This is a genomic window from Bowmanella denitrificans (assembly GCF_039522935.1).
GTDB lineage: Bacteria > Pseudomonadota > Gammaproteobacteria > Enterobacterales > Alteromonadaceae > Bowmanella > Bowmanella denitrificans.
The window spans coordinates 363944-390169 of sequence record NZ_BAAAEI010000023.1; the positions used below are offsets into that span (position 1 = coordinate 363944).

The window sequence follows — 26226 nt, forward strand, 5'->3', positions numbered from 1 at the left end:
TGCCAAAGCCATACTGCACCAGCCAGTTATAGTCGCGCAGGCGAAATTCCCAGCTATACTGCAAAAAGGATATTTACCCAAGTAAGGAAACAGACTATGGCGACTTCATTAGCTATTCCTCAGGATTACGGTGTTCATGTGGTGCAGCGCTTAATCCCAATTGCTGCTTTGGCGCAAGAACTCTACAGCAACCCTTCCCAGCAAACGCTTGAACATTTTATTTTTGTTAATGCCCATATTAGGGATGGTATTGCCAAGCCTGGCCAGGTGGTGTTGATTTCACCTGCAGAGGCTATGGCCTGTACCCCGGCTGAGCAGGAATTTCTGGACTACGCCCGTCAGATTGATGACAAGCTTAAGGAATTGACCTTCGAAGAACAGGAATTGCTGGCGAAGCGATATGATCTGCTTAGTAACATTGCAAAATACAACGGACTTATGCTCGGACTAGCAAATAATTCCTGGGGGGCGCATGTTAAAAATGTTGAAGCCATGCTTAAAGAGTTGGAGCAGGCCTATGTGCAAACCTATAACACCCATGGCAATCTCAGAAACCAGGGCTTTTTCAACCGTCGGCAGCAGATCTTTTCTAAACTGGATGGCGCACTAAGGCGTTTTGGTCAGCCAGATCTTGGCGGAAATTTAATGCCTGGCGATATTCGCAGAAATTTAGGCTTAAGCAGCAAAAGCATGGTGTATAAATGGGACAAGCTAGGCGGCCCGGCCAAGCATATTCCCGGCTTTGCCCAAAACTATAAAACCACCGCCAATATGGCCAAAAACCTAAAGCGGCTTGGTTATGTGGGCTTCGCCCTGACGGGTGTTGAAGCCACCGCCAATATCCGCAAGGCCTGCCTGGAAGGAAATGACCAGCAGTGTACTAAGGCTACTTATGTGGAAACGGGTAAAGGAATAGGAGCTGTTGCTGGAGGGATTGGAGGAGGCTTTATTGCTAGTTACGGAGTCTGTACTTTAGTATTTAGCTTGCCCAGTGGAGGAACCAGCGTATTTTGGTGTTCAATTGTGGCTGGAGGGCTAGGAGGGTATGCAGGCGGAAAGTTCGGAGAGAATAAAATGGAAGGTTTTGCTAATACGCTATATAAAGTTTTAGAAGAATGATTACTGTAACGGAGTACATAACGCTCATACTTGCTTTAGTCGGGGCTGCAATGTTATTTGCGTGCTTTATTCCTTTTCTGCTTTTTTTGAAAGGCAAGCCCATGCAGGAAGTGGAAGATGTGCTCGAGGATGGGCGTCGTTTCTTCTCATTAAACTTAATCACGGCGGGCCATGGCGCCCTGCATTACGCCAGCTTGTTTATGTTTGACTGGTTAGCGAAGCGTTACAATGTGCTGGAAAAAAGGAATCAAGTGCCTAAACATATTCAGTTCTGGTTCAAGCTTTATTATTGGATGTTTATGACTGGCGGTTGCTTGTTTTTCGGAGCTGGAGTTCTAAGCCATTTCGCTGAATAGACTTATAGAAATACAATTTAAAATTGCAACACACTTGAGTTCCCATTTGGGTACCCCGGTACCTGGCTGTACTTTAACGAATAGCCACCATTCAGTTTCTATACTTTCACCCCTTAGCGAACCCGGCGTCTTTGCGAGACGATTTCAAAGGTTTTTCCCAGCCTGGCTTTGACTTGCCCTGGCCGAATGGTTACCTTAGTTGCGCCCTTTTCACCCCCTGCATGGCAGACGGTTTTGCATGTACCTGAATTATTTCGGATTAGCGGATAATCCATTTTCTATCGCCCCCAATCCTGACTACCTGTATATGAGTCCACGGCATAAGGAAGCCCTGGCGCACCTGACCTTTGGTCTGCGCGAAAGCGGTGGCTTTGTGATGCTGACCGGCGAGGTGGGCACCGGTAAAACCACGGTATCCCGTAAGCTGATGCAGCAGTTACCCGAACATACCCAGGTGGCGATGATCCTCAATCCCACGCTGTCGGCACTGGAGTTGCTGGCGACCATTTGTGATGAGCTGGGCATTAGCTATCACGAAGGGCAGGGCAGTTTAAAAAGCTATACCGATAAGATTCTGGCGCACCTAGCGGCTAACCACCAGAAAGGCATTAATACGGTACTGATTATCGATGAGGCGCAACATTTATTGCCCGAGGTACTGGAGCAACTGCGCCTGCTGACCAATCTGGAAACCAACCGGGAAAAACTGTTAAAAGTGGTACTGATTGGCCAACCGGAATTGCAGCAATTGTTAAAGCGCAATGAGTTGCGCCAGTTGGCCCAGCGTATTACCGCACGTTATCACCTGTTGCCGCTGACCGGCCATGAAGTTAAAGAGTATATTGCTCACCGGGTGCAGGTGGCCGGTGGCGATGCCAGTATTTTTGCCCGCAGCGCCTTATCCGCGGTGTATCAGATCAGTGGTGGTATTCCGCGGGTGATTAACTTGCTGTGTGACCGGGCGCTGACCTTGTCTTTTACCAAACAGCATGCGGTGGTTCGTCGTTATATTTTCCTGGCCGCGGCGGCGCAGATCCTGGGTGACGATGTGGTGCGACAACGCCAGGGTAAACAGTGGACATTGATTCTGGCAGCACTACTGTGCAGCGGTGTGGCACTGGGCTACTGGATAGGGAGTTTGCATGTTTAAGCGCATCCAAATTGACCTGTTGCAACCGGGCATGGTGATTGTGCAGATCACCGCACAAAACGGCCCGGTACGTATTCGTAAAGCGGGGCTGGTGACCAGCCCCGAGATGGTTCAGGGCCTGAAAGAGATGGGTGTTCAGGAACTGGAAATTGACACCGCGCAAACCGTTGAGCTGGAAACTGAGGTGAGCACCGTACCCAGCTCACCAACTAAAACTCTGCTGATGCAGGGCGCGCAGAATTCTTTGGTGGATCATAAACTGTCAGAGCAGTTTAACCGCAGCCTGTTTTTACCTTCCGTGCAGTCATTACCGGGCAGCTGGCGTTATTATGGCCGTAAGGTGTTCACTGCTGTGCTGGTTTTGTTTGGCGGCATAGGGCTGGGCTATTCGGCCGCGGTCACGCCCTGGCAGCAGCTTTTTGCGCCTGCTCAGCCTGTAGTGGCCTCCTCGGCTCCTGAAACCACTGCTGAGCCTGTGGCCGAAACTGTAACGCCAGAGAATCAGCCAGAGGCAAGCCAACAGCCCGATGCGCCATCAGAGTCAGTGCCCAGCGCCAATGCCATAAACAGCAATCAGCCAATCACAGAGATGCCACAGGAAGAACAGGGCATACCTGTCAGGGCAGAGCCCCAGCCCGTCGCGACCAATGATATTTCCCCTGAGCTGTTACAGCGTTTTCGAGAAGCCGTGTCTGAATTGGATGAGCTGCCTGAGCCTGCCAATGTGAAGGCCGGGCGACCGGTAGACGTGCCCCGTGTTGATCAGTTACCGGCCTGGGTGCTGGCTGAATTGCCATCCATGTCGTTTTCCACCCATTTATATGCGTCGCAGCCCAGCGAGCGTCGGGTACGGGTTAACGGGATGGAACTGGGCGAAGGGGATTTTATCCGTGATAATCTGCGTATTGTTCGTATTGACCCGCAGCATGTGATTCTGGCTTACAAGGGCCAGGAATTTAGCCTGCCTGCGCTGGGAGAGTGGTAGTGTGGATAGGCGGCTTGTATAAAGAATATGGCTATACTTTATACAAAGCCCGACGTACTATGTGGCAGGTCTGGCTTAGTTTTCAGGCTATGGCCTGTTCTGATACGTCAGAGTTGATATCATGCGCGGAGTGAGAAATGCTGAGTATTTTTAAACCCAAACTAACAGAAGAGCAGCAGAAACTTGTGGACTCTGTGCAGGCCAGCGGTTTAAAGGTGCAGATAGTGGGGCGCGGTACAGTCATGGTGGATCCTGAAGATATTGTCAGTTCTGCCAAGTATCAGCGTTTGGTCGATCAAGCCCATTTAGTCGTAGTTGAGGAAACGAAAGGGTAGCATCAAGGATGTGAAAGTATGTTTCTCTTCTTAGTTTTACCCATCCTGGGTGCCGGTTTTTACATTCTATTTAATAATCCCTACGCCTTTTTGAAGTTGCACCGATATCGGGGCCAGTTGCTGTATTTACGCAGCATTGCGCATGGCCTTAAAATCCTGGCTTTGACGGTGATTCTTTGCGTTACGGCCAACTACTATGGTCCTGAGCAACTCTTGGGCTATTCAATTAACCTCGAAGCCTATTTAACTGAGGTTTTCAGCGCATTGAATGTTGGCCCTGCTGAGTTGGTTCAGCAGATGGTTTGGTTTTGTCTGTTGTCCGTGACCATGATGTTGACCGCATTTTTGTGGTGCAAGTTCATTGCATGGCGGCTGACGCGCATATCCCGTGCCTATAAATTACCCGCTACCTTATTTCTAAAGCAGGAAATTGTTAAAGACAGTCCTCTGGATAAGTTGCTTTTTGATGCATTAACCAGTGGCGACCCTGTATTACTCAGCCTTTCCAGCCGCAAAGTCTATGTGGGGCTGGTGGCGGGCATGGGGGAGCCTACAGAAGATGAAGGGATGGATCAGGAAGTGCATATCGTACCGCTGATGAGCGGTTACCGGGATACCAATACCCTGAATGTGCATTTTGAGATTGATTACCGCTTATTGAATCAAACTTCCAGAAACAAGCTGTCTATTATTGTGCGTCAGGAATTGATAGAGAGTGCTTCGCCTTTTGACTTTGATGTCTACAGGGAGATTCGCAGCCATTTGAAAGTCAAACCGACAGCAAAGGTACGAGTATCATACCAGCCAGATCCTGAGCGCTATACCTGGACGATTGGCACGGAAAGATAATCTGGCAAGGGGCGAATCAAGGTGGTGTTTGGCACTTACACCTGTTTCAGCAGCACGTCCTTAAAGAACTTGGTCAGATTGATTTTAAATTCTTCCGGGCGCACGCTGGTTTCGATTTCATCCTGTACTTTACTCAGGTCCAGCCGTTTAACTTCGTTGTACATATTGGTACGTACCGAGTAAAAGCTCATGACCACCGGGCAAAGCGGGTCGACCTTGTTGGCTCTGACCACTATGGCCAGTTTGCCGCTTTTAAGCTTGACCAGTGAGCCCACCGGATGCACGCCCACACAGCGAATAAACTGTTGCACCAATGACTGATCCAGCAAACCCTGGCTGGATGCGAGCAGGCGTTTCAGCGCCTGAGTTGGGGACATGCCCCGTCGCCACGGGCGCTCAGAGGTCATGGCATCATAACTGTCGACAATGGCCGCCATTCTGGCGTAAACGGATAAGTAATCGCCACTTTTACCCCGCGGATAGCCTGAGCCGTCCATACGTTCATGGTGATTGGCCAGCACATCTCTTACCACATCCAGATCCAGCTCTGATTGTTCCAGCAGTTCCAGGCCAAAATCCACATGCCCTTCCACTATCTGCATTTCCGGTCCATCAAGGGCACCGGGTTTACTGAGAATATCCTCGGGGATGGTGGCCATACCTACGTCCATCATCAGTCCGGCCAGGCCGAGCTCGTCGATAAGCTCTTTGTCAAAGCCCAGATGACGGGCAAATACTGCCATCAAAATCGAGCAGTTCAGGGAATGTTCCAGCAGATACTGATCTTTTTCCTTAATCAGGGTCAGACAGCATAGTGCGTCGGGGTTATCAAACACCGAATCAATAATATCGGCGCTGGTGCCCATTAGCTCGGTAACAGACACCTTGCCGCCTTTGCGTACTTTTTTGAAGAACTTGGATTGTACCGATTTGGCCTGTTCATACAGGCGATGGGATTCGTTGAGGGTTTCGCCTTCACTGGCCTGAGGTTTTTCCGGCTCTTCCGGGCCTTCTTCCTCCATGGGACTGTCCATGGTTAATTCATCGCTGATAATGCTGCGTGACAAATCCACTTCCACTTCCAGAATGCCACGCGCTTTAAGCTTGTGGATCAGGCCATGATCTTTTACCAGTCCCTGAGTTTTTATTTTCAGTTGGCCGGTCTGGCGGGTTACCTGGTTAACGAACATGCCAGGTTTCAGATCATCAACAGGGTAGATTTTATACATTTCAGACAATTAGCTGCACATTGGAAGACAGCAATGAATATTGACCAGAACGCTTTAAGGATCAAGCGAATCTGTCAGTAAATCAAGGTGCTTGGTCGCACCTCTGAGCCCATGATATAGCAGACATATTGTGGAAACCGTGAGTGGAAACGTTTTCAGTATTGTTCTGTGTTGTATGTTTGTCACACCTCCATAACGCTAATTCAATCCCCCAGCCGATGCCCGGCTGCAGGTTTGGTTTTTATGTGAATTACTTGTTAAATTTATTGAAAACGTTTTCATTGGCGGTTATGTTATTGAAAACACCGGATGGGCTCGGCGTCATGGCATGGCCGCGCCAGATGCTTGCCAACTGAAGGCAATGGAACACTTGCAGGGTATTGAATATGCAAATAGCAGCAGTCGATATGGCGATCATCCTGATTTACCTGGTGGCCATTATCGGTATCGGTTTTTATCTGAAGCGCCGGGCGGCGCAGAATCTTCAGGCCTATTATCAGGGTGGCAAAACCTTACCCTGGTATATGCTGGGTTTGTCCAACGCCTCGGGCATGTTTGATATCTCAGGTACCATGTGGCTGGTGACGCTGTGCTTTGTGTACGGTATGAAAAGCATCTGGATCCCCTGGCTTTGGCCGGTGTTTAACCAGGTTATCCTGATGGTGTACTTATCGGTGTGGCTGCGCCGCTCCAATGTATTGACCGGGGCCGAGTGGATACGCACGCGCTTTGGCGACGGCACCGGTGGCCGCCTGTCACATATGATTGTGGTGGTGTTTGCCCTGATCAGCGTGCTGGGCTTTCTGGCCTATGGTTTTGTCGGAGTCGGTAAGTTTATCGAAATATTTCTGCCCTGGGAGGCGGTATCCGCTTATCTGCCCTTTACGCTGGCTCCAGAGTACGTACCGCATTTTTACGGCATTGTGTTTACCTCTATTGCCACCTTGTACGTGATGCTGGGTGGCATGATGAGCATTGTCTGGGCCGATGTGCTGCAGTTTTCTATTATGACCTTTGCAGCCCTGGCCATCGGTATTATTGCCATCACCCAGGTGAGCCCACAAACCTTGCAGGCGGCGGTGCCACCCGGCTGGGACAACCCGTTTTTTGGTTGGACCTTAGATCTGGACTGGACCGGCCTGATTGCGGAAGTAAACGACAAAATCCTGTCCGACGGTTACTCGCTGTTCAGTATTTTCGTGATGATGATGCTGTTCAAAGGTATTCTGGTGAGTGCCGCCGGACCTGCACCTAACTACGATATGCAGAAAATTCTGTCTACCCGCAGCCCAAGGGAAGGGGCGCTGATGAGTGGTTTTGTGTCGGTGGCATTAATGCCTATCCGTTATTTTATGATTGCCGGTTTTACCGTACTGGCGGTGGTGTATTACGACCGGCTCGATCTGGTGAGTGGCGGCAGGCTGGACTTTGAAAATATTCTGCCCAGCGCCATTCTGGAATTCGCGCCAGTGGGCATTATGGGGCTGCTGCTGGCAGGGCTTATCGCCGCGTTTATGTCTACCTTCGCCTCTACGGTCAATGCCGCACCAGCATATCTGGTCAATGATATTTACCGCCGTTATATCAACCCGGATGCCAGTAACCGCAGTTTGATCCACGCCAGCTATTTATGCTCGGTGGCGGTGGTGGTGATTAGCACCCTGATTGGCTTGTATGTGGAGAGTATTAACAGCGTGCTGCAATGGCTGGTATCCGGTTTGTGGGGCGGCTATGTGGTGTCCAATGTGCTGAAGTGGTATTGGTGGCGATTAAATGGCCATGGCTATTTCTGGGGCATGTTGGCCGGTATTGTCTGTGCACTGTTGTTGCCCCCGGTGGTGGCAAGGCTGATGCCACAGCTGGCCAGCGACATACTGCCGCTTTACGTTTTTCCAGCCATGCTGGTGATTTCCGCCATCGCCTGTATTTTCACCAGTCTGGCCACTCCGGCTGAAGATCCGCAACTTCTGCAACGCTTTTATCGTCAGGTTAATCCCTGGGGATTTTGGGGGCCGGTGCGCCGGGCTGTACAGCAACAGCAGCCAGACTTTGTAGCAAACCCAAACTTTAAGCGTGACATGTTCAATATTCTGGTCGGTGTGATTACCCAAACCAGTCTGGTCGCTCTACCTATTTTTGTGGTGATCCAGCAGTGGCAATCAAGCCTGACTTGCTTGCTGGTGCTGGTGATCAGTGCCCTGGTACTGAAGAAAAACTGGTACGACAAATTAACCGATTAGGCTTGCCGGACTATCGCCGCCTGTTACCGCCAACCTTGCAAAAGAGACATTATGACCGAACAAGCTTATGGCTACTTTGATGACCAGCGAAAAGAGTATGTCATCACCAGTCCTTTTACACCCTCACCCTGGATCAACTATCTGGGCAATGACGGTTTTTATGGGCTGATATCCAATACCGCAGGGGGCTACTGTTTTTACCGGGATCCCAAGTTTCGGCGGCTATTGCGTTACCGTTACAACAATGTGCCGGTGGATTGCGGTGGTCGTTATTTTTACCTTAAGTGCGACGATGAGATCTGGTCGGTTTCCGGGCGCCCGGTGCCCACTGAACTTGATCATTACGAATGCCGCCATGGGCTGGGCTACAGCCGTTTTATTGCCAGCAAGGCGCAGATCCGCACGGAACTAACCTGTTTTATCCCACTGGGGCAGACGGCCGAAGTTTATCGTTTGCATCTGAGCAATCAGGGCGAGCAGGATAAAACCCTGAATTTGTTCTCGTTGCTGGAATGGTGTCTGTGGAATGCCGAAGATGATGGCGCTAATTTTCAGCGCAATTTGTCTACCGGGGAAGTGGAAGTAGACGGCTCAGTGCTGTACCACAAAACCGAGTACCGTGAACGGCGCAATCACTATGCTTTCTACGGGGTTAATCAGCCGATTCAGGGTTTTGATACCGACAGAGACAGTTTTCTGGGGCCTTATCGCGGCTTTGAGCGCCCGCTGGCTGTGGAAAAAGGGCAGGCCGGCAACAGTATTGCGCATGGCTGGTCGCCTATTGCCTCTCATCATCTTGAACTGACGCTGGCAGCGGGCGAGAGCCAGACCTTAGTGTTTGTGCTGGGCTATGTGGAATTGCCGGTAGAGTACAAATGGCAGGCCCCTGGCATTATTAATAAACAGCCTGCCAAGAGGATGCTGGCTGCATTTGATAGCGATGAGAAAGTGACAGCTGAACTGGCTAAGCTCACAGCCTATTGGCAGCAGTTGCTTGGCCATTTTCACATTCAATCGCCGGATGAACGTTTTAACCGTTCGCTGAATATCTGGAACCAATACCAGAATATGGTCACTTTTAATTTGTCGCGTAGCGCGTCTTTTTATGAGTCAGGTATTGGCCGTGGCATGGGTTTTCGCGATTCCAATCAGGACACCATCGGCTTTGCCCATATGGTGCCGGAGCGCGTGCGGGAGCGTATTCTGGATCTATCCGCGACTCAGAAAAAGGACGGCTCGGCTTATCACCAGTACCAGCCGCTAACCAAAAAAGGCAATGCCAATATCGGCGGTAACTTTAATGACGATCCCATGTGGATGGTGCTGTCTACGGCCAACTATATTAAGGAAACCGGCGATTTCAGCATCCTTGATGCCCGGGTGAATTTCGACGATGAAGAGGGCGACTTTGATCACTTTGAGCACCTTAAGCGGGCCTTCAGCCACGTGGTAAATCATCTTGGCCCCCATGGGCTGCCATTGATAGGCCGGGCTGACTGGAATGATTGTCTGAATCTGAATTGCTTTTCTGAAGATCCGAATGAGTCCTACCAGACCACTGAGCGTGGTGACGCCAAAGTGGCCGAATCTTTAATGATTGCCGGGCAGTTTGTTTTGTATGGTCAGGAATTTGTGCAGCTGTGCAAGCTCACCGAGCGGCATAAACTGGCAGACTGGGCACAGCAGCACATTGATTTGATGGTCGGGGCTATTGACCAACATGGTTGGGACGGGCAGTGGTTTTTACGTGCCTATGATGCCCGCGGCCAGAAAATTGGGAGCCAGGAAAATCAGCAGGGCAAAATCTTCATCGAGTCCCAGGGTTTTTGTGTAATGGCGGGGATCGGGCTGCAGGATGGGCGCGCCAGGCTGGCGTTGGATGCGGTAAATCAGCATCTGGCCTGTGAATTCGGCATTATGTTGCAACAGCCTGCCTACAGCGATTATGACAAATACAAGGGCGAAATCAGTTCCTATCCGCCCGGGTATAAGGAAAATGCCGGGATTTTTTGTCACAACAATCCCTGGATTATTATTGCCGAAACCCTGTTGGGCCGGGGGGATCAGGCTTATGATTATTTCAGTCGTATCAGCCCTGCCTATTTGCAGGACGTGCAGCAACTGCACAAAACTGAGCCCTATGTGTACAGTCAGATGATTGCCGGACGCGACGCCGCGACGCCGGGGCAGGCAAAGAATTCCTGGCTCAGTGGCACGGCGGCCTGGTGTTTTTATGCTGCCAGCCAATATATTGCCGGTATACGTCCTGATTACCAGGGGCTGCGCATTATGCCCTGTTTGCCCAGCCACTGGCCGTCACTGTCTGTTACCCGGCAGTTTCGAGGGGCCGTTTATCAGATAGACATCGCTAATCCCCATGGCTTGAGTCAAGGAGTTGTGGATATGCAGATTGATGGTGAGCCCGTGCCTGGCGACCTGATCCCTTATGCGCGCTATCGGGGGCAGCATAAGGTGCAGGTTCGGCTGCTACCACCAGAGCAAGGTTAGTCGGATTCAGGTGCCGGGCCGGTGCTTTGCCTGACCACCAGTTGCAACGGCAATTGGATGTGCTGCGGTGCTGAATTTTTGCCGCTTAACTGGGCCAGCAGCAGTCTCATGCTGGCCTGGCCAATTTCCTCAAGCGGTTGATGGATAGTGGTAAGGGGCGGATTCATCAGGCTGGCATAGCGGATATCGTCAAAGCCCATAATGGAGATATCCCCCGGAATGGCATAGCCATATTCTCTGAGCACACTCATGGCACCAATGGCCATATCGTCATTAAAACAGAATACGGCGGTAGGGCGTTTACGCAGCTTTAGCAGCGCTTCCATCGCTTTCATTCCCGACTCAGTGGTGTAATCACCCTGCACCAGATACTGTTCATCCGGCTCGATACCGGCTTGTTGCAAAGCTTGCTGAAACCCTTGCAAGCGCTCGCGATTGCTGGGGGCATTGTTGTCACCAAGCACGGCCGCAATGCGCCTGTGCCCCAGCGCGACCAAGTGGTTTACCCCGTCTTTGGCCCCCTGAACATTATCGACCATCACTTTATTCAGGCCTTCGACTTCTATGCTTTCGTTGCCATTGACTAAGGGCGGTAAATTGGCTGTCAGATTATCCAGGTCAAACGGCAGGCGATGGGTATAGAGCAATATGCCATCGGCCTGACCACTGCTGACCATTTGAGCGTAATGGCGCTCGCGCGCTTCCTGACCTTGCGTGTCGCCAAGCAACACCGAGTAACCGGTTTTTTGTGCTTCAACTTCGATAGCACGGATAATGCCGGCATTCACCTGATTAGTGATATCCGGCATCATCACTACAATATTGCCGCTTTGCTGCGTGCGCAGGCTGGAGCCAAAACGGTTGGGTGTGTAGCCGGACTCCCGCACCGCTTTCATGACTTTTTTACGGGTGTCTTTATTGACCAGTTCGGGGTTACGCAAGGTGCGTGACACCGTGGCCGGTGACACGCCCGAACGGGCCGCGATATCTTTGATACCCAGTTTGCTCACTATGAAAATCCTGTTTTCTGAGGCTTTCGATGTAAAACGTTTTCAGCCCGAAATTAAAGGCTTTGAATGAATATAATGCCTTGAGTGAAAAAATCACTGATTTTTTTCAAAGAGAATCGTGGTTAACAGCAAAAAGGCAGATGACGTGGGTAGCAAAAGCGCATTACCGGGCGATGCTGGACTCAAGCCCGATCTGTATTACCAGCCTTAATGTGTCGGAATAAATTCCGACCCACAGTTGGGTCGAAATTGATTTCGACAGCAACGTTCAGATAAACACAACGAGTCAGAATTGATTTTGACGGCAAAACCCAGTCTAAGCGCCGTGGGTCGGACTTAAGTCCGACGGGGGGAGGTTGTCAGATCTAAGTGGTCAGTAGTTAGTCGTCAGTTGGCAGAGCCGGGCGAACCTGAACTGCCAACTGCCCACTTAATTCAGCCAACTGATTTAACGCCAGGCAGGAAGCTGCTGCTCGTAGGCGTCGATTTTCGCCACCAGTTCCAGAGTTTCGCCAATGGCATCCAGCCCTTTGAGCAGCTTGTACTTGTGATGTTCCTTAATCTCAAAGGCAAAGCTGTGTTCGCCAACCCGTACTTGCTGAGCAGGCAGGTCGATTTCAATCTTCACTTGCGGGTCGGCGTCTACTGCGGCAAACAACTTATCCATCTGGCTGTTATCCAGGGCAATAGGCAGTAGTTGGTTGTTCATGCAATTGCCATAAAAAATATCGGCAAAGCTGGTGGCAATCACCGCTTTAAACCCATAGTCGGTCAATGACCAGGGCGCGTGTTCGCGGCTGGAGCCACAACCAAAGTTTTCTCTGGCCAGTAAAATTTCACTGCCCTGATGCTCTGGCCGGTTCAGTTCAAACTCCGGATTAGGGACTTTTTCTTCCAGGTCCAGATAGCGCCAGTCGTGGAACAAATGTTTACCGTAACCAGCGCGGGTTACAGCGGTTAAAAACTGCTTGGGGATAATCTGATCGGTATCCACATTGGCACGGTTCAGTGGCGCTGCTTTGGCGCGAAGTTGTGTGATGCCTGTCATTTATCCAACTCCCTTACATCTACAAAATGACCCGCCAGTGCGGCGGCTGCAGCCATGGCCGGACTCACCAGGTGGGTGCGGGCGCCGCGGCCCTGGCGACCTTCAAAGTTGCGGTTACTGGTGGAGGCGCAGCGGTCACCGGCTTGCAGCAGGTCATCGTTCATGCCAAGGCACATTGAGCAGCCCGGCAAACGCCATTCAAAGCCAGCATCCAGAAACACCTTATCCAGTTGTTCGGCCTCAGCCTGTTGTTTAACCGCGTAAGAACCAGGTACCACAATGGCGTTAACACCCGCGGCCACTTTGCCTTTGGCTGCAATTTTGGCCGCAGCGCGCAGGTCTTCAATACGGCTGTTGGTGCAAGAGCCAATAAACACATGGCTGATGGCCACATCGGAAAGCTTTTGTCCGGCTTCCAGGCCCATATATTTCAGGGCTTTTTCCGCCGAAGTGCGCTCTACCGCATCGCTGAAACTGGTGGGGGCCGGAATAGGTTCATCCACCGCCACCACCTGGCCGGGGTTGGTGCCCCAGGTAACCTGTGGCTTGATGTCTTCGGCGGTTAAACTAACCACAGTATCAAACTGGGCGTCGGCGTCGGACTTTAGGTTTTGCCAGCAGGCCAGGGCGGCTTCCCAGTCTGCTCCTTTGGGGGCGCGCTCTTTGTCTTTGAGGTAATCAAAGGTGATCTGATCCGGGGCAATCAATCCGGCTTTGGCGCCGGCTTCGATACTCATATTACAGATGGTCATGCGCTCTTCCATGGACAGTGCTGCAATGGCGCTGCCGGCATATTCCAGCACATAGCCGGTGGCCCCTGCATGGCCAATCTTACCGATAATCGCCAGGATGATGTCTTTGGCGGTCACGCCGATAGGCAGCGTACCGTTAACCTCCACCTTCATGGCTTTGGCTTTGCCCTGCTTCAGGGTTTGGGTGGCAAACACATGCTCCACTTCGGAGGTGCCGATACCAAAGGCCAGCGCCCCAAAAGCGCCATGGGTAGCGGTATGGGAGTCGCCGCATACCACGGTCATACCGGGTAAAATCAGCCCCAGCTCAGGGCCAATGACATGCACGATACCTTGTTTTTTATGTCCGACCGGAAACAGCTCGACGCCAAACTTTTCACAGTTTTCCATCAGGGTACGAAGCTGCAACTGGTTGGCCGGGCCACAGGCATCCAGCGCCAGCGACTTGGTGGAAATACTGTGATCCATGGTGGCAAAGGTGCGATCCGGGCGGCGCAGTTTACGGCCTTTTTCCTCAAGACCGGCAAAGGCCTGCGGTGAGGTCACTTCGTGGATCAGATGACGGTCAATATAAATCAGGTTATCGGTACCGGCCTGGGCCACCAGATGCATGTCCCAGATTTTGTCGTATAAGGTCTTACCCATCAGGCATGCTCCTGTAGTTTGGCGGCAATATAACTGCCCACCTCGGCTGTGGATTTTGCCTCGTGTCGGCGCTCTGCACTCAGTAGCTCGGCGGTCACATAACCGTCATTCAGGGCATGTTGCACGGCCTGTTCAATCGCATCTGCGGCGGCGTTTTGGCCCAGGCTGTAACGCAGCAACATGGCCGCTGACAGAATCTGGGCAATGGGGTTGGCGATGCCTTTACCGGCAATATCCGGGGCGCTGCCACCGGCCGGTTCATACATGCCAAAGCCTTCAGCGTTAATGCTGGCAGAAGGCAACAAGCCCATGGAGCCTGTGATCATGGCGCATTCATCGCTAATAATGTCGCCGAATAAATTGGAGCACAGCATCACATCAAACTGATTGGGGTAGCGCAGCAGTTGCATGGTGGCATTGTCGATATAGATATGCTCCAGCGTCACATCCGGGTAGTCTTTGGCGACCTCTTCGGTGATTTCCCGCCACAGGCGGCTGCATACCAGCACATTGGCCTTATCTACCGAGGTGACTTTTTTGCCGCGCAGACGTGCCGCTTCAAAGGCAATTTTGGCAATGCGGCGGATTTCCCGGCGCGAATAACGCATGGTATCAAAGGCGTATTCTTCCTCACCTTCGCCGGCCATGCCTTTGGGCTGACCAAAATAGATACCGCTGGTCAGTTCACGGACCACCATCACATCAAAGCCGCTGGCGGCGATATCCGCACGCAGGGGAGACAAGGCTTCCAGGCCAGGATAAATCCTGGCCGGGCGTAAATTGCTGAACAGGTCAAAATGGCTGCGAAGTTTTAATAGCGCCGCACGCTCCGGGCGCTGGTCCAGTGGCAGACTGTCCCATTTGGGACCACCGATAGAACCGAATAAAATGGCATCGGCCTGTTCGCAGCCTTTTAAGGTATCTTCAGGCAGGGCGTGACCATGTTTATCAATGGCCGCACCGCCTACATCAAATTGGTTCAGGACCAGATTGAGGTCGAACTTACGCTGGACTACTGCCAGCACTTTTTCCGCCTCGCGCATTACTTCCGGGCCGATGCCGTCACCGGGCAGTAAAGCTATGGAATAGGATTTCATCTACACCCCTGCTATTTTCTGTTGTTTTTTCTCGTCTATCTGATCGGCCAGACAGGTGTTGTTCAGTACATAAATCAGGGCTTTCACCCCAGCTTCAACGATGTCGGTGGCAAGACCAATACCGTTGAAACGACGACCACGATATTCGGCTACCACGCTCACTTGGGCCAAGGCATCAGCCCCTTCGCCTTTGGAGTCCAGTTTAAAGTCAACGATCTCCACTTCGTCATGGCCGGTTACCTGAATAATGGCGTTAAAGGCTGCATCCACTGGACCATTGCCAATGGCCGAGGCGGTGCCTTCCTGTTCGCCCATACGCATTTTGACCGTAGCACTGGGAATCATTCCCTTACCAGCGTTGGCATGCAGATACAGCAGTTCGTAATGGGCCTGCTGCTGCTTCTGCTGGTCGAAGAACACCAGCGCTTCCAGGTCGTAATCAAACACCTGGCCTTTTTTGTCGGCCAGTTTCAAAAATGCCTGGTACAAGGTATCCAAATCATAATCTTCATCTTTGTAACCCAGCTCATGCATACGATGCTTAATGACATGGCGGCCTGAGCGGCTGGTCAGATTCAGATGGTTTTTGTTAATGCCGACACTTTCCGGTGTCATGATTTCATAGGTATTTTGCGCTTTTAATATGCCATCCTGATGAATGCCGGAAGAATGGCTGAAGGCATTGGCGCCGACAATGGCTTTATTGCTTTGTACCGGCATATTACATATCTGACTGACCAGCTTGGAGGTACGGAAAATCTCCTGGCTGTTAATGCCGGTTTGCAAGCCCAGCATGGCTTCGCGGGTTTTCAGGATCATGGCCACTTCTTCCAGCGAGCAGTTGCCGGCCCGCTCGCCAATACCATTGATGGTACATTCAATCTGACGTGCGCCGTGCTGCACGGCGGCAACAGAGTTAGCCACTGCCAGGCCCAAATCGTTATGGCAATGCACGGAAATCGTGGCCTGGTCGATATTCGGCACCCGGTTAAACAAGGTCTGGATAATGGCGCCAAATTCGCTGGGGATGGTATAACCGACCGTATCGGGAATATTCACCGTGGTGGCACCGGCCCTGATGGCGTTTTCCACCATCCGGCACAGATAATCGATGTTGGTGCGTCCGGCATCCTCGCAGGAAAATTCCACATCGTCGGTGTAGCGTCTGGCATGTTTGATAGCGGCCACCGCCATGTCCAGCACCTCATCCTGAGACTTACGCAATTTGGCACCCACATGAATATCTGAGGTGGCGATAAAGGTGTGGATACGAAATTGTTCAGCAACCTTTAAGGCTTCGCCGCAGGCGTCGATGTCATTCATCACCGCCCGGGACAAACCGCAGACGGTGGCATTTTTCACTTCCCTGGCAATGGTTTGTACAGATTTAAAGTCACCCGGGGAAGAGACCGGGAAGCCAGCTTCGATAATATCCACCCCCAGTCGCTCAAGGGCCAGGGCAATCTGCAGTTTTTCCTTCACACTCAGACTGGCAGGTAAGGCCTGTTCGCCGTCCCGCAAGGTGGTATCGAATATCTTGACTCTGTTTGTCATGGTCTTTCCCCTTCTTGGTTGACCCCGGCACCTTCACACTTGGTTTTTACTTGGTATAAAAGTGAAAAACCCGTGCTGTGCACGGGTTTTTCTGAATTTCTGCCTGTTTCTCGGCTACAACCTACCCGTGCAATCTTGCTGCCATAAGGAGGAGTAGAGAGAGAAATTTTTGCATTCGCTGTTGCCTGTATTTGGAACAGGCATATTAGTATCTTTTTCGGCTATTGACGTCAACCAGTAAGGGTAAATTAATTCGCTATTGGCTTGCTTTAAATGGCATAAGCGCGATTTTATCCCTTTCCTGGTGGAGTATCTCGAAAGGCTTATCCTAACAATGTCGAAATTTCTGGTTGTCCAGTTATTGGTTGTCAGGTTTGTAAGTGGTCAGTAATCAGTCTTCAGTTGGCAGAGCCGGAGCGAACCTGAACTGCCAACTGTAAAGTAACCCGGGATTTGAAGTTATTGTTGTTGGGCTTAAGCCCAACCCACAGTGGGTCGAAATTGATTTCGACAGCAAAGCTCAGATAAACACAACGAGTCAGAATTGATTCCGATAGCAAAACTTAGTCTAAGCACCGTGGGTCGGACTTGAGTCCGACAGAATTAAAGTCGTCAGTTCCAAGTGGTCAGTAATCAGTAGTCAGTTAGCAGAAATCCGTTGACAGAGCGCGAGGGCGAGTCAGACTGAACAGCCAACAGCCAACAGCCAACAGCCAACAGCCAACAGCCAACAGCCAACAGCCAACAGCCAACAGCCAACAGCCAACAGCCAACAGCCAACAGCCAACAGCCAACAGCCAACAGCCAACAGCCAACAGCCCACTTAATTCAGCCAATTGGCGCACTAATTGCAGTACCAGTGCAGCCGTCAAATTCCCGTTGTTAGATTATGGAACTAAGCTCCTACCTGAACCGATTCGACAAAAACTCTGTAAAGCAGTTCACCTCCGGGTTGGGGGCACCAATAATCCTGCTGGCCATTATGGGCATGGTGATATTACCCATGCCGGCATTTCTGCTGGATGTACTGTTTAGTTTCAACATTGCTTTGTCGCTGGTGGTCATCCTGGTTGCGGTATTTACCAAACGCCCCATTGATTTTGGCGCCTTTCCGCTGGTGTTGCTGATTGCCACAGTATTACGTCTGGCATTGAACGTCGCTTCCACCCGTGTGGTATTGCTGGAGGGGCATGAAGGCGGCGATGCCGCGGGTAAGGTGATTCAGGCCTTCGGTGAAGTGGTGATTGGCGGTAACTTTGCCGTGGGTATTGTTGTCTTCGCCATCTTGTTAATTATCAACTTTAAAGTGGTTACCGCGGGTGCCGGACGTATTTCTGAGGTAAGTGCACGCTTTACCCTGGACGCTATGCCGGGTAAGCAAATGGCCATTGATGCGGATTTAAATGCGGGCTATATCGATTCCGATGAAGCCCGTCGTCGCCGTCAGGAAATTACCACAGAAGCGGACTTTTACGGCTCAATGGATGGTGCGTCAAAGTTCGTAAAAGGTGACGCGGTCGCCGGTCTGTTTATTATGTTGATCAATATCGTCGGCGGTTTGTTTATCGGCATGATTCAGCATGATCTCAGTTTTGGTGATGCCATTGAGATTTATACTATTCTGACCATAGGTGACGGCCTGGTGGCGCAGATCCCGTCACTGCTGTTATCTGTTGCCACGGCCATTATAGTTACCCGTGAAAACGATACCCAGGATATGGGTAGCGAGTTGAAGAACCAATTGGGTAATCGCCGCGCGCTTTATATCACCACCGGTATTTTGTTTGTGATGGGGATTGTGCCAGGGATGCCACATCTGGCGTTTTTAGGCTTTGCACTGTTGGTTGGCGGCTATGCCTATTTTGACTGGTGGCGGGAACAACAAGCCGAACAGCAGCAGGCGGCTGGCGAGCTGGTACCTGAACAGACCCGCGCACCCGCAGAAGTCAAAGAGCTGGGCTGGGATGATGTGCAGCATGTTGACACTATTGGTCTGGAAGTAGGGTACCGGCTAATTCCCCTGGTGGACAAAAGTCAGGGGGGTGAATTGCTGACCCGCATAAAAGGGGTGCGTAAAAAGCTTTCCCAGGAGTTGGGTTTTTTGATCCCGCCCGTGCATATACGTGACAACCTGGACTTAAATCCCAATACCTACACCATCGCTATGCTGGGCGTCACTATTGGTGAGGCTGATATCAGCCATGATCAGGAACTGGCCATTAATCCCGGTCAGGTGTTTGGCAAACTCGACGGCAAGCCCACCAAAGATCCGGCCTTTGGCCTGGATGCAGTATGGATTAAGGCTGCCCAGCGAGAACACGCGCAAACACTGGGCTATACGGTGGTGGATGCTGCGACAGTAGTGGCAACGCACTTAAGCCAGTTGCTGACCAATAATGCCTATCAATTGCTGGGCTACGAAGAGGTTCAGCAGTTGCTTGACATGCTGGCCAAACAAAATCCCAAGCTGGTGGAGGGATTGGTGCCGGATATTCTGCCCATGGGCACGGTAGTGAAGGTGCTGCAGACCTTGTTATATGAAGGGGTGCCAATCCGAGATTTGAGAAGCATTGTACAAACCCTCTGCGAATATGGTCCCAAGAGTCAAGATCCCGACGTATTAGTATCGGCCGTGCGTATTGCCCTGAAACGTCTGATCGCCCAGGAAATTAACGGCAGCAGCAAAGAAATCCCTGTGATCACTTTGGCCCCAGAACTGGAACAGATATTGCACCAGTCGCTACAAGCCGGTGGTGGTGACGGCGCGGGTATCGAGCCCGGTCTTGCCGAACGACTGCAGCAATCTCTGGCCGAAGCGGCCCAGCAGCAGGAACTGGCGGGCGAGCCAGCAGTATTGTTGACGTCAGGCATGTTGAGACCTGTGTTATCACGTTTCCTTAAACATGCCATCGCCGGATTGCACGTACTGTCCTATCAGGAAGTACCTGATGACAAGCAGATTAAGATTGTCAGCGCCGTGGGCCAATAAGCTGACATAGGGGGTAAAAGTGAAAATCAGACGTTTCTATGGAAAAGACATGCGCGAAGCGCTGGCTCAGGTTAAAGAAGAGTTGGGCGGCGACGCAGTGATCATGTCGAATAAAAAAGTGGCGGATGGTATAGAAATTGTTGCTGCCTATGACAGAGAGCCTGTACGTAAGCAAACACCCCAAGCCAATCAGCCGGATGTTATGGCAAAGCCAAGAATGACACCGGCTGGCGCAGCAGGAAAGACGCCCAGTCTCAGCGAAATTATTGGAGATTCCGGCCCGGACAGTCTTAAAGCACTGTTGGAAAAGCAAACCAAACAGTCTCCATCGGCCTCGCAACCTGCCCGTGCAGAAAGCACAAGTGCGAACAAGCAGCATACCCCTGTGCAGACAGAGCCCAACAGACAGGACGACACCGAGTTGCAGGATATTCGCCAGGAGTTGAAGTCACTGCGAAATGTACTGGAGTTTCAGGTGGCAGGCCTGATCAAGCAAGATCGTCAGCAAGCCAGGCCCCTGCATAGCTATCTCATTGATAAATTGGTGCGCATGGGCATTACCCCAGCGCTGGCCGAGCAGGTGGTATCCTATGCACCGGCCAACTGCGAGGAGCGTGACGCCTGGGTCTTTCTGCTTAAACTACTGGCCAATCGTCTGCACACGACACAAAACGATATTCTCGCCAAAGGCGGTGTCGTGGCACTGATGGGGCCGACCGGCACCGGTAAAACCACCACGATTGCCAAGTTGGCGGCGCAGTATGCGCAGCGTTATGGTGCCAATCAGGTAGCGCTTATTACCATTGACAGCTATCGCATTGCCGCATACGAACAACTGGCGACTTACGGCAAGATTATTGGCTGCCCGGTAAAGAAAGCGGCCAGTGCCGAAGAATTGTCCGATCTGCTCCATCAGTTTCGCAATAAAGGCCTGGTTTTGATTGATACTGCCGGTTTTGGTCAAAGAGACACCAGATTAATCAAACAGTTAGATACCTTGGCTGAATCATCTTATGCTAATATCAAACATTATCTGGTGTTGGCCGCGAATGCGCAGCATAGAGTGATGGAGCATCAGCTTATGACGTATAAGCAGATTTCTTTGCAGGGCTGTATTTTCACTAAACTTGATGAGTGTTACAGTCTCGGCGAAGCCATCAGCCTGGCCCTGGAGCACAGATTGCCCGTCGGATATTTGACGGATGGGCAGAAGGTGCCCGAGGACATTAAGGCGGCCGATGCCAAGTACATAATTTCTTGTGCAGCGAGACTATTTAAGCAGTATGCTTTAATGCCTACAAGAACGCAGCAGGTTGTAAACTCAGCAGTATCAATATGATTGAGGATCAAGCGAGTAGCTTAAGACGAATGAACCAGCCCAATCTAATCAAAGTGATTGCCGTTACCGGTGGCAAAGGGGGAGTGGGTAAAACCAACATCACTCTGAATACAGCCATCGCTATGGCCAAGCAAGGCAAAAGGGTCATGGTGCTTGACGCCGACCTGGGGTTGGCCAACGTTGACGTAATGTTGGGCCTGCGGGTCGAAAAGAATTTATCTCACGTACTGTCGGGTGAATGTCTGTTGGAAGAAGTGCTGGTGGAAGGCCCCTATGGGGTCAAAATTGCACCGGCCACCTCTGGCACGCAGTCCATGACAGAGCTGACCCCCACAGAACATGCCGGATTGATTCGCGCTTTCAGTGAATTGCGCAGCCAAATCGACGTGCTGATTGTGGATACCGCCGCCGGTATTTCCGATATGGTGTTGAGCTTCTCGCGCGCAGCCCAGGATATTATGGTGGTGGTGTGTGATGAGCCGACTTCTTTGACGGATGCTTATGCGCTGATCAAGATTTTGAATCGTGACCATGGTGTATTTCGCTTTAAGATTGTGGCCAATATGGTGCGCAACTTACGCGAAGGACAAGAACTCTTTGCTAAACTGTCAAAAGTAACCAATCGTTTTCTGGATGTTGCCCTGGAATTGGTTGCCACAATTCCGTTTGACGAGAACATTCGTAAAGCGGTACGCAGGCAAAAATCCATTATCGAAGCCTATCCCAGTTCGCCAGCGGCAGTGGCCATCAATAATCTGGCTAAACAGGCGCTAAGATGGCCAATACCATCGCAGCCCGGGGGGCATCTGGAGTTTTTCCTGGAACAGTTAGTCAATCAGAATTCTGCGGTCCAAAGAGATAAAGTGTGAACAATAAAGCAGCCGCCTATCAGCAATTCGACGATAAAACGAAGCTGGTGGAGCAACATGCCTCACTGGTCAAGCGTATAGCCCACCACCTGATGGCGCGTCTGCCTGCCAGCGTGTTGGTTGACGATCTTATTCAGGCTGGCATGATTGGTTTGTTGGAAGCCGCCAAAAATTTTGACGGTTCCAAGGGAGCCAGTTTCGAAACCTTTGCCGGTATTCGCATCCGCGGTGCTATGCTGGACGAAATTCGTAAAGGCGACTGGACACCCCGTTCGGTGCATAAGAACAGCCGCGCCATCGCCGAGGCTATACAAGCAGTTGAACGTGAAACTGGCGGCGATGCGCGTGATGCCGATGTTGCCGGGAAATTGCAAGTCAGTCTGGATGAATATCACCAGATGTTGAACGAAGTGAATGCCGGCAGACTGGTGGGTATTGAAGATCTGGGCATTACCGAAGATGTAATTAGCACCGAACAGAACCGGGGCACTGACGCACCCTTTGATGATTTGTTGCAGGGATCGTTTCAAAAAGCGCTGGCCCATGCTATTACTACTTTGCCTGAACGGGAAGCCATTGTGCTGTCACTGTATTATGACGAGGAACTGAACCTGCGCGAAATAGGCGAAGTGCTTGAAGTCAGTGAGTCTCGGGTTAGTCAGATCCATAGTCAGGCCATGTTGAGACTCAGAACTCGCATGCAAAGCTGGCAAATGGAATAGAATTTAATAAGAATAACAGTTGGTTGATTCCTCACTGGAGGCAGTTTTGGATAAAAACATGAAAATTCTTGTTGTCGACGATTTCTCGACAATGAGACGTATCATCAAGAACCTTCTCAAAGACCTGGGCTTTACCAATGTTCAGGAAGCTGATGACGGGAATACCGCGTTGCCAATGTTGCAACAAGGCGATTTCGACTTTGTTATCACTGACTGGAACATGCCAGGGATGCAGGGGATTGATCTGCTCAGAGCCATTCGCGCTGATGATAGCTTGAAACACACCCCTGTTCTGATGGTGACAGCGGAAGCGAAGAAAGAGCAAATTGTTGCAGCAGCCCAGGCCGGTGTAAATGGATATGTGGTGAAACCTTTCACTGCAGCTACGCTGAAAGAGAAACTCGAAAAGATATTTGAGCGCCTTGGGTAGTCCCTGGCGGATCCTAAAGCATAAGGAACGCCTTAATGACTGATACTCATCAAGCTCCCATGTCGCTTGAGGATGCTCGCCAACTGGTGACATTGCTTGAGCAGGGAGACAACCAGGGTGCCATGCAACTGCTGGAATCTGTGACCATGGAAGACTCCATGGAATTGTTTGCCGAAGTGGGCAAACTTACACGTCAGTTACATGATTCACTTAACAATTTCCAATTGGATGCCCGCATCGCGGATTTGGCTCAGGAAGATATTCCTGATGCACAAAGTCGACTCAACTATGTAATTGAAACCACGGAAGATGCAGCTAACCGCACGATGGATGCGGTTGAGACCAGTATGCCTATCGCTGAACGTCTGAATGCCAGAATTAATGAAATTCTGCCAGACTGGAAAAGGCTGATGACACGTCAGTTGCAATTGGGTGAATTTAAAACGCTTTGCCATGATATGGATAAGCTTCTTGACGAGGCCAGTGTTGATTCGGCGAAACTGAACGAACTATTGACCGAAGTGCTGATGGCTCAGGGTTATCAGGATCTGACCGGTCAGGTTATCCGTAAAGTCATCGAGTTAGTCAAAGAAGTCGAAGACAACCTGGTACATATGCTTAAGGTGTTTGGTGAGCCCGAAGTAGATGAGATTGCCAAACAAGCCAAGAAAGAGGCCAGCAAGGAAATGGCAGAGGGCCCAATTATTGATGCGGCTACCCGTGATGACGTGGTAACTGGTCAGGATGACGTAGATGATCTACTTTCAAGCTTAGGGTTTTAAGGGGAATTGATGCATGGCCTTTGACGTTGATGAGGATATCCTGCAGGACTTCCTGGTTGAAGCGGGAGAAATTCTGGAGCAATTGCAGGAGCAACTGGTTGATCTGGAAAACAATCCCGAAGATGCGGATTTGCTCAATGCCATATTTCGCGGCTTCCACACCGTTAAAGGTGGGGCGGGTTTCCTTTCCCTGACCGAACTGGTGGATGCCTGCCACGGCGCTGAAAACGTGTTTGACGTGTTGCGTACCGGCAAGCGCCAGGTAACTGCCGAGCTGATGGACGTTATCTTGCAAGCACTGGATAGCATCAATGAGATGTTCGCCAGTGTTAAAGCCCGTGAACCGTTGGAGCCTGCCTCTCCAGAAGTATTGGAGGCTTTGCATCGTTTAAGTAAACCTGAGTCCGAAGACGAATATGTGGCGCCAGCGCCCGAGCCTGAACCCGAGCCCGAGCCTGAACCTGTTTCGGTGAGTGACAGTACTGATAGTGGCAGTATCGACGATATCAGCGAAGATGAATTTGAGGCTTTGCTGGATGAACTGCATGGGCCAGGCGGCGCACCTTCTAACGCCAAAGCGGCATCACCTGCCAGCAATACTGCACCACAGGTTGATTTGAGTGACGGTGATGAAGACATTACCGACGATGAATTTGAGGCCTTGCTCGATCAGCTTCACGGTGAAGGCAAATTTAAAGCTGCCAGCGATGCCCCTGCACCTGCCAAAGCCGCTCCTGCTTCCGATGCAAAGAGCGGTGACGATATTACCGATGATGAATTCGAAGCCTTACTCGACCAATTGCATGGCTCGGGTAAGGGGCCTGGTGCAGTGCCGGCAGCACCACCGGCTAAGTCTGAAGCACCAAAGCCTGCTGCTAAACCTGCAGCGGCAACGCCAGCTAAAACAGAAGCCGCGAAGCCTGCTGCCAAACCTGCGCCTAAAGCCAGTGATGATGACGAAGACAAGTCGTCTGCTGTAGCTCTGAAGAAGGACGACAAGAAAGCGCCGGCTGCACCACCTGCTGAGACAACAGTGAGGGTGGATACCAAACGCCTTGACCAGATTATGAACATGGTTGGTGAGCTGGTGTTGGTACGTAACCGTCTGCTTAGTCTTGGCGTCAATATCAATAATGAAGATATGTCCAAGGCTATTGCCAATTTGGATGTGGTGACCGGGGATCTGCAAGGTGCGGTGATGAAAACCCGTATGCAGCCCATTAAGAAAGTGTTTGGTCGCTTCCCCAGGGTTGTTCGCGATTTAGCCCGCAGCCTAAAGAAAGAAATTAACCTGAATCTGGTGGGTGAAGAAACCGATCTGGATAAAAACCTGGTGGAGGCCCTGGCCGATCCCTTGGTGCACTTGGTCAGAAACTCAGTAGACCACGGTATTGAAATGCCGGACGAGCGTGAAGCCTCGGGTAAAAAGCGCACCGGTACTGTTACCTTGTCGGCGTCCCAGGAAGGCGACCATATTCTGCTGACCATCGAAGATGATGGTAAGGGCATGGATCCGGAGAAGCTGAAAGAGATTGCCATTAAGCGTGGTGTGCTGGATGTGGATGCCGCTGCCCGTATGTCAGATGTTGAAGCCTTCAACCTGATTTTCGCACCGGGATTTTCCACCAAAACCGAGATTTCCGATATTTCCGGCCGCGGCGTTGGCATGGATGTGGTGAAAACCAAAATCAACCAGCTCAATGGTACCGTGCATATTCACTCAGAAAAAGGCGTGGGTACCCGGCTTGAGATCAAGGTCCCTCTGACCCTGGCTATTCTGCCCACCCTGATGGTGATTGTTGGTGAGCAGACCTTTGCCTTACCACTGGCCGCAGTCAGTGAAATCATAAATGTGGACATGAATAAGACCAACACGGTTGATGGTCAGCTCACCATGATTGTGCGCTCCAAAGCGATTCCTCTGTTTTATCTGAAGGAATGGCTGCATCGCAGTAAGGAAAAGGTCAAGGTTGAACGCAGTAAAGGCCACGTTGTGGTGGTGCAAATTGGCACTCAGCAAGTAGGTTTTGTGGTCGATGCATTGATTGGTCAGGAAGAGGTGGTGATTAAACCACTGGATGCCCTGCTGCAAGGCACGCCAGGTATGGCCGGCGCAACTATTACCAGTGACGGCGGCATTGCCCTGATTCTGGATATTCCCAGCCTGCTCAAGCGTTATGCGAAAAAAGGCCTAAAAGATAAAAAAAGCAAATAACTG

General features: G+C 51.1%; 21 protein-coding genes. 15 read left to right on the forward strand and 6 right to left on the reverse strand.

All coding sequences use genetic code 11. The features are described 5' to 3' along the window. The first annotated feature begins 96 nt into the window (after positions 1 to 96). From ABD028_RS19220 to ABD028_RS19245, 6 genes are all read left to right on the forward strand, one after another. Positions 97 to 1119 carry a hypothetical protein gene (locus ABD028_RS19220; RefSeq protein ID WP_343847078.1) on the forward strand — a complete coding sequence of 341 codons (1023 nt, stop codon included), beginning with the start codon at positions 97 to 99 and terminating at the stop codon, positions 1117 to 1119. 101 nt (positions 1120 to 1220) lie between these two features. Then, on the forward strand, positions 1221 to 1475 hold the full coding sequence (locus ABD028_RS19225; RefSeq protein ID WP_343847079.1) for a hypothetical protein: 255 nt from the start codon (positions 1221 to 1223) through the stop codon (positions 1473 to 1475). A gap of 238 nt (positions 1476 to 1713) precedes the next feature. Further along, on the forward strand, positions 1714 to 2625 hold the full coding sequence (locus ABD028_RS19230) for an ExeA family protein (protein WP_343847080.1): 912 nt from the start codon (positions 1714 to 1716) through the stop codon (positions 2623 to 2625). Then, positions 2618 to 3610, forward strand: a complete 993-nt coding sequence (locus ABD028_RS19235) for a general secretion pathway protein GspB (protein ID WP_343847081.1) — start codon at positions 2618 to 2620, stop codon at positions 3608 to 3610. The genes ABD028_RS19230 and ABD028_RS19235 overlap by 8 nt, the downstream gene beginning before the upstream one ends. A 137-nt stretch (positions 3611 to 3747) precedes the next feature. Continuing rightward, positions 3748 to 3945, forward strand: coding sequence for a hypothetical protein (locus ABD028_RS19240; RefSeq protein WP_102795943.1), 198 nt, complete (start codon positions 3748 to 3750; stop codon positions 3943 to 3945). 18 nt (positions 3946 to 3963) lie between these two features. After that, on the forward strand, positions 3964 to 4794 hold the full coding sequence (locus tag ABD028_RS19245; protein ID WP_343847082.1) for a hypothetical protein: 831 nt from the start codon (positions 3964 to 3966) through the stop codon (positions 4792 to 4794). Positions 4795 to 4829: 35 nt separating this feature from the next. Here ABD028_RS19245 and ABD028_RS19250 read toward each other — a convergent pair whose 3' ends face one another. Further along, on the reverse strand, positions 4830 to 6023 hold the full coding sequence (locus ABD028_RS19250; protein WP_343847083.1) for an HD-GYP domain-containing protein: 1194 nt from the start codon (positions 6021 to 6023) through the stop codon (positions 4830 to 4832). Positions 6024 to 6409: 386 nt separating this feature from the next. On the opposite strand from ABD028_RS19250, the gene ABD028_RS19255 reads away from it, so the two are divergent. Together ABD028_RS19255 and ABD028_RS19260 are read left to right on the forward strand one after the other, a co-directional pair. After that, the gene (locus ABD028_RS19255) at positions 6410 to 8263 is read left to right on the forward strand and encodes a sodium:solute symporter family protein (protein ID WP_343847084.1); all 1854 of its coding nucleotides are present in this window, start codon (positions 6410 to 6412) and stop codon (positions 8261 to 8263) included. A gap of 51 nt (positions 8264 to 8314) precedes the next feature. Beyond that, positions 8315 to 10771, forward strand: coding sequence for a glycoside hydrolase family 94 protein (locus tag ABD028_RS19260; RefSeq protein WP_343847085.1), 2457 nt, complete (start codon positions 8315 to 8317; stop codon positions 10769 to 10771). Here the strand turns inward: ABD028_RS19260 and ABD028_RS19265 are convergent. From ABD028_RS19265 to leuA, 5 genes are all read right to left on the reverse strand, one after another. Beyond that, positions 10768 to 11781, reverse strand: coding sequence for a LacI family DNA-binding transcriptional regulator (locus tag ABD028_RS19265; RefSeq protein ID WP_343847086.1), 1014 nt, complete (start codon positions 11779 to 11781; stop codon positions 10768 to 10770). The two genes, ABD028_RS19260 and ABD028_RS19265, sit on opposite strands and share 4 nt — an antisense overlap. Before the next feature lie 448 nt (positions 11782 to 12229). Then, positions 12230 to 12829, reverse strand: coding sequence for a 3-isopropylmalate dehydratase small subunit (gene leuD / locus ABD028_RS19270; protein WP_343847087.1), 600 nt, complete (start codon positions 12827 to 12829; stop codon positions 12230 to 12232). Continuing rightward, on the reverse strand, positions 12826 to 14226 hold the full coding sequence (gene leuC / locus ABD028_RS19275) for a 3-isopropylmalate dehydratase large subunit (RefSeq protein ID WP_343847088.1): 1401 nt from the start codon (positions 14224 to 14226) through the stop codon (positions 12826 to 12828). The genes leuD and leuC overlap by 4 nt, the downstream gene beginning before the upstream one ends. After that, on the reverse strand, positions 14226 to 15323 hold the full coding sequence (leuB, locus tag ABD028_RS19280) for a 3-isopropylmalate dehydrogenase (RefSeq protein WP_102795935.1): 1098 nt from the start codon (positions 15321 to 15323) through the stop codon (positions 14226 to 14228). The genes leuC and leuB overlap by 1 nt, the downstream gene beginning before the upstream one ends. Further along, on the reverse strand, positions 15324 to 16877 hold the full coding sequence (gene leuA / locus ABD028_RS19285; protein ID WP_102795934.1) for a 2-isopropylmalate synthase: 1554 nt from the start codon (positions 16875 to 16877) through the stop codon (positions 15324 to 15326). 889 nt (positions 16878 to 17766) lie between these two features. Between leuA and flhA the strand changes: the two genes are divergently transcribed. From flhA to ABD028_RS19320, 7 genes are read left to right on the forward strand one after another with little or no spacing between them, the layout of a single operon-like run. Continuing rightward, on the forward strand, positions 17767 to 19866 hold the full coding sequence (gene flhA, locus ABD028_RS19290) for a flagellar biosynthesis protein FlhA (protein ID WP_343847089.1): 2100 nt from the start codon (positions 17767 to 17769) through the stop codon (positions 19864 to 19866). 19 nt (positions 19867 to 19885) lie between these two features. Next, positions 19886 to 21205, forward strand: coding sequence for a flagellar biosynthesis GTPase FlhF (flhF, locus tag ABD028_RS19295; protein WP_343847090.1), 1320 nt, complete (start codon positions 19886 to 19888; stop codon positions 21203 to 21205). Next, complete coding sequence (locus ABD028_RS19300) at positions 21202 to 22074, forward strand: MinD/ParA family protein (RefSeq protein WP_102795931.1); 873 nt, start codon at positions 21202 to 21204, stop codon at positions 22072 to 22074. Before flhF ends, ABD028_RS19300 begins: the two co-directional genes overlap by 4 nt. Then, positions 22071 to 22796, forward strand: a complete 726-nt coding sequence (locus ABD028_RS19305; RefSeq protein WP_102795930.1) for an RNA polymerase sigma factor FliA — start codon at positions 22071 to 22073, stop codon at positions 22794 to 22796. The genes ABD028_RS19300 and ABD028_RS19305 overlap by 4 nt, the downstream gene beginning before the upstream one ends. A gap of 46 nt (positions 22797 to 22842) precedes the next feature. Beyond that, entirely contained in the window at positions 22843 to 23226 is a 384-nt protein-coding gene (gene cheY, locus ABD028_RS19310) for a chemotaxis response regulator CheY (protein WP_102795929.1), read from the forward strand. 35 nt (positions 23227 to 23261) lie between these two features. Further along, positions 23262 to 24008: a protein phosphatase CheZ gene (locus tag ABD028_RS19315; RefSeq protein ID WP_102795928.1), complete on the forward strand. Its 747-nt coding sequence runs from the start codon at positions 23262 to 23264 to the stop codon at positions 24006 to 24008. Positions 24009 to 24021: 13 nt separating this feature from the next. Beyond that, a complete protein-coding gene (locus tag ABD028_RS19320) occupies positions 24022 to 26223 on the forward strand; it encodes a chemotaxis protein CheA (RefSeq protein WP_343847091.1) in 2202 nt (733 codons plus the stop codon). The last annotated feature ends 3 nt before the right edge of the window (positions 26224 to 26226 follow it).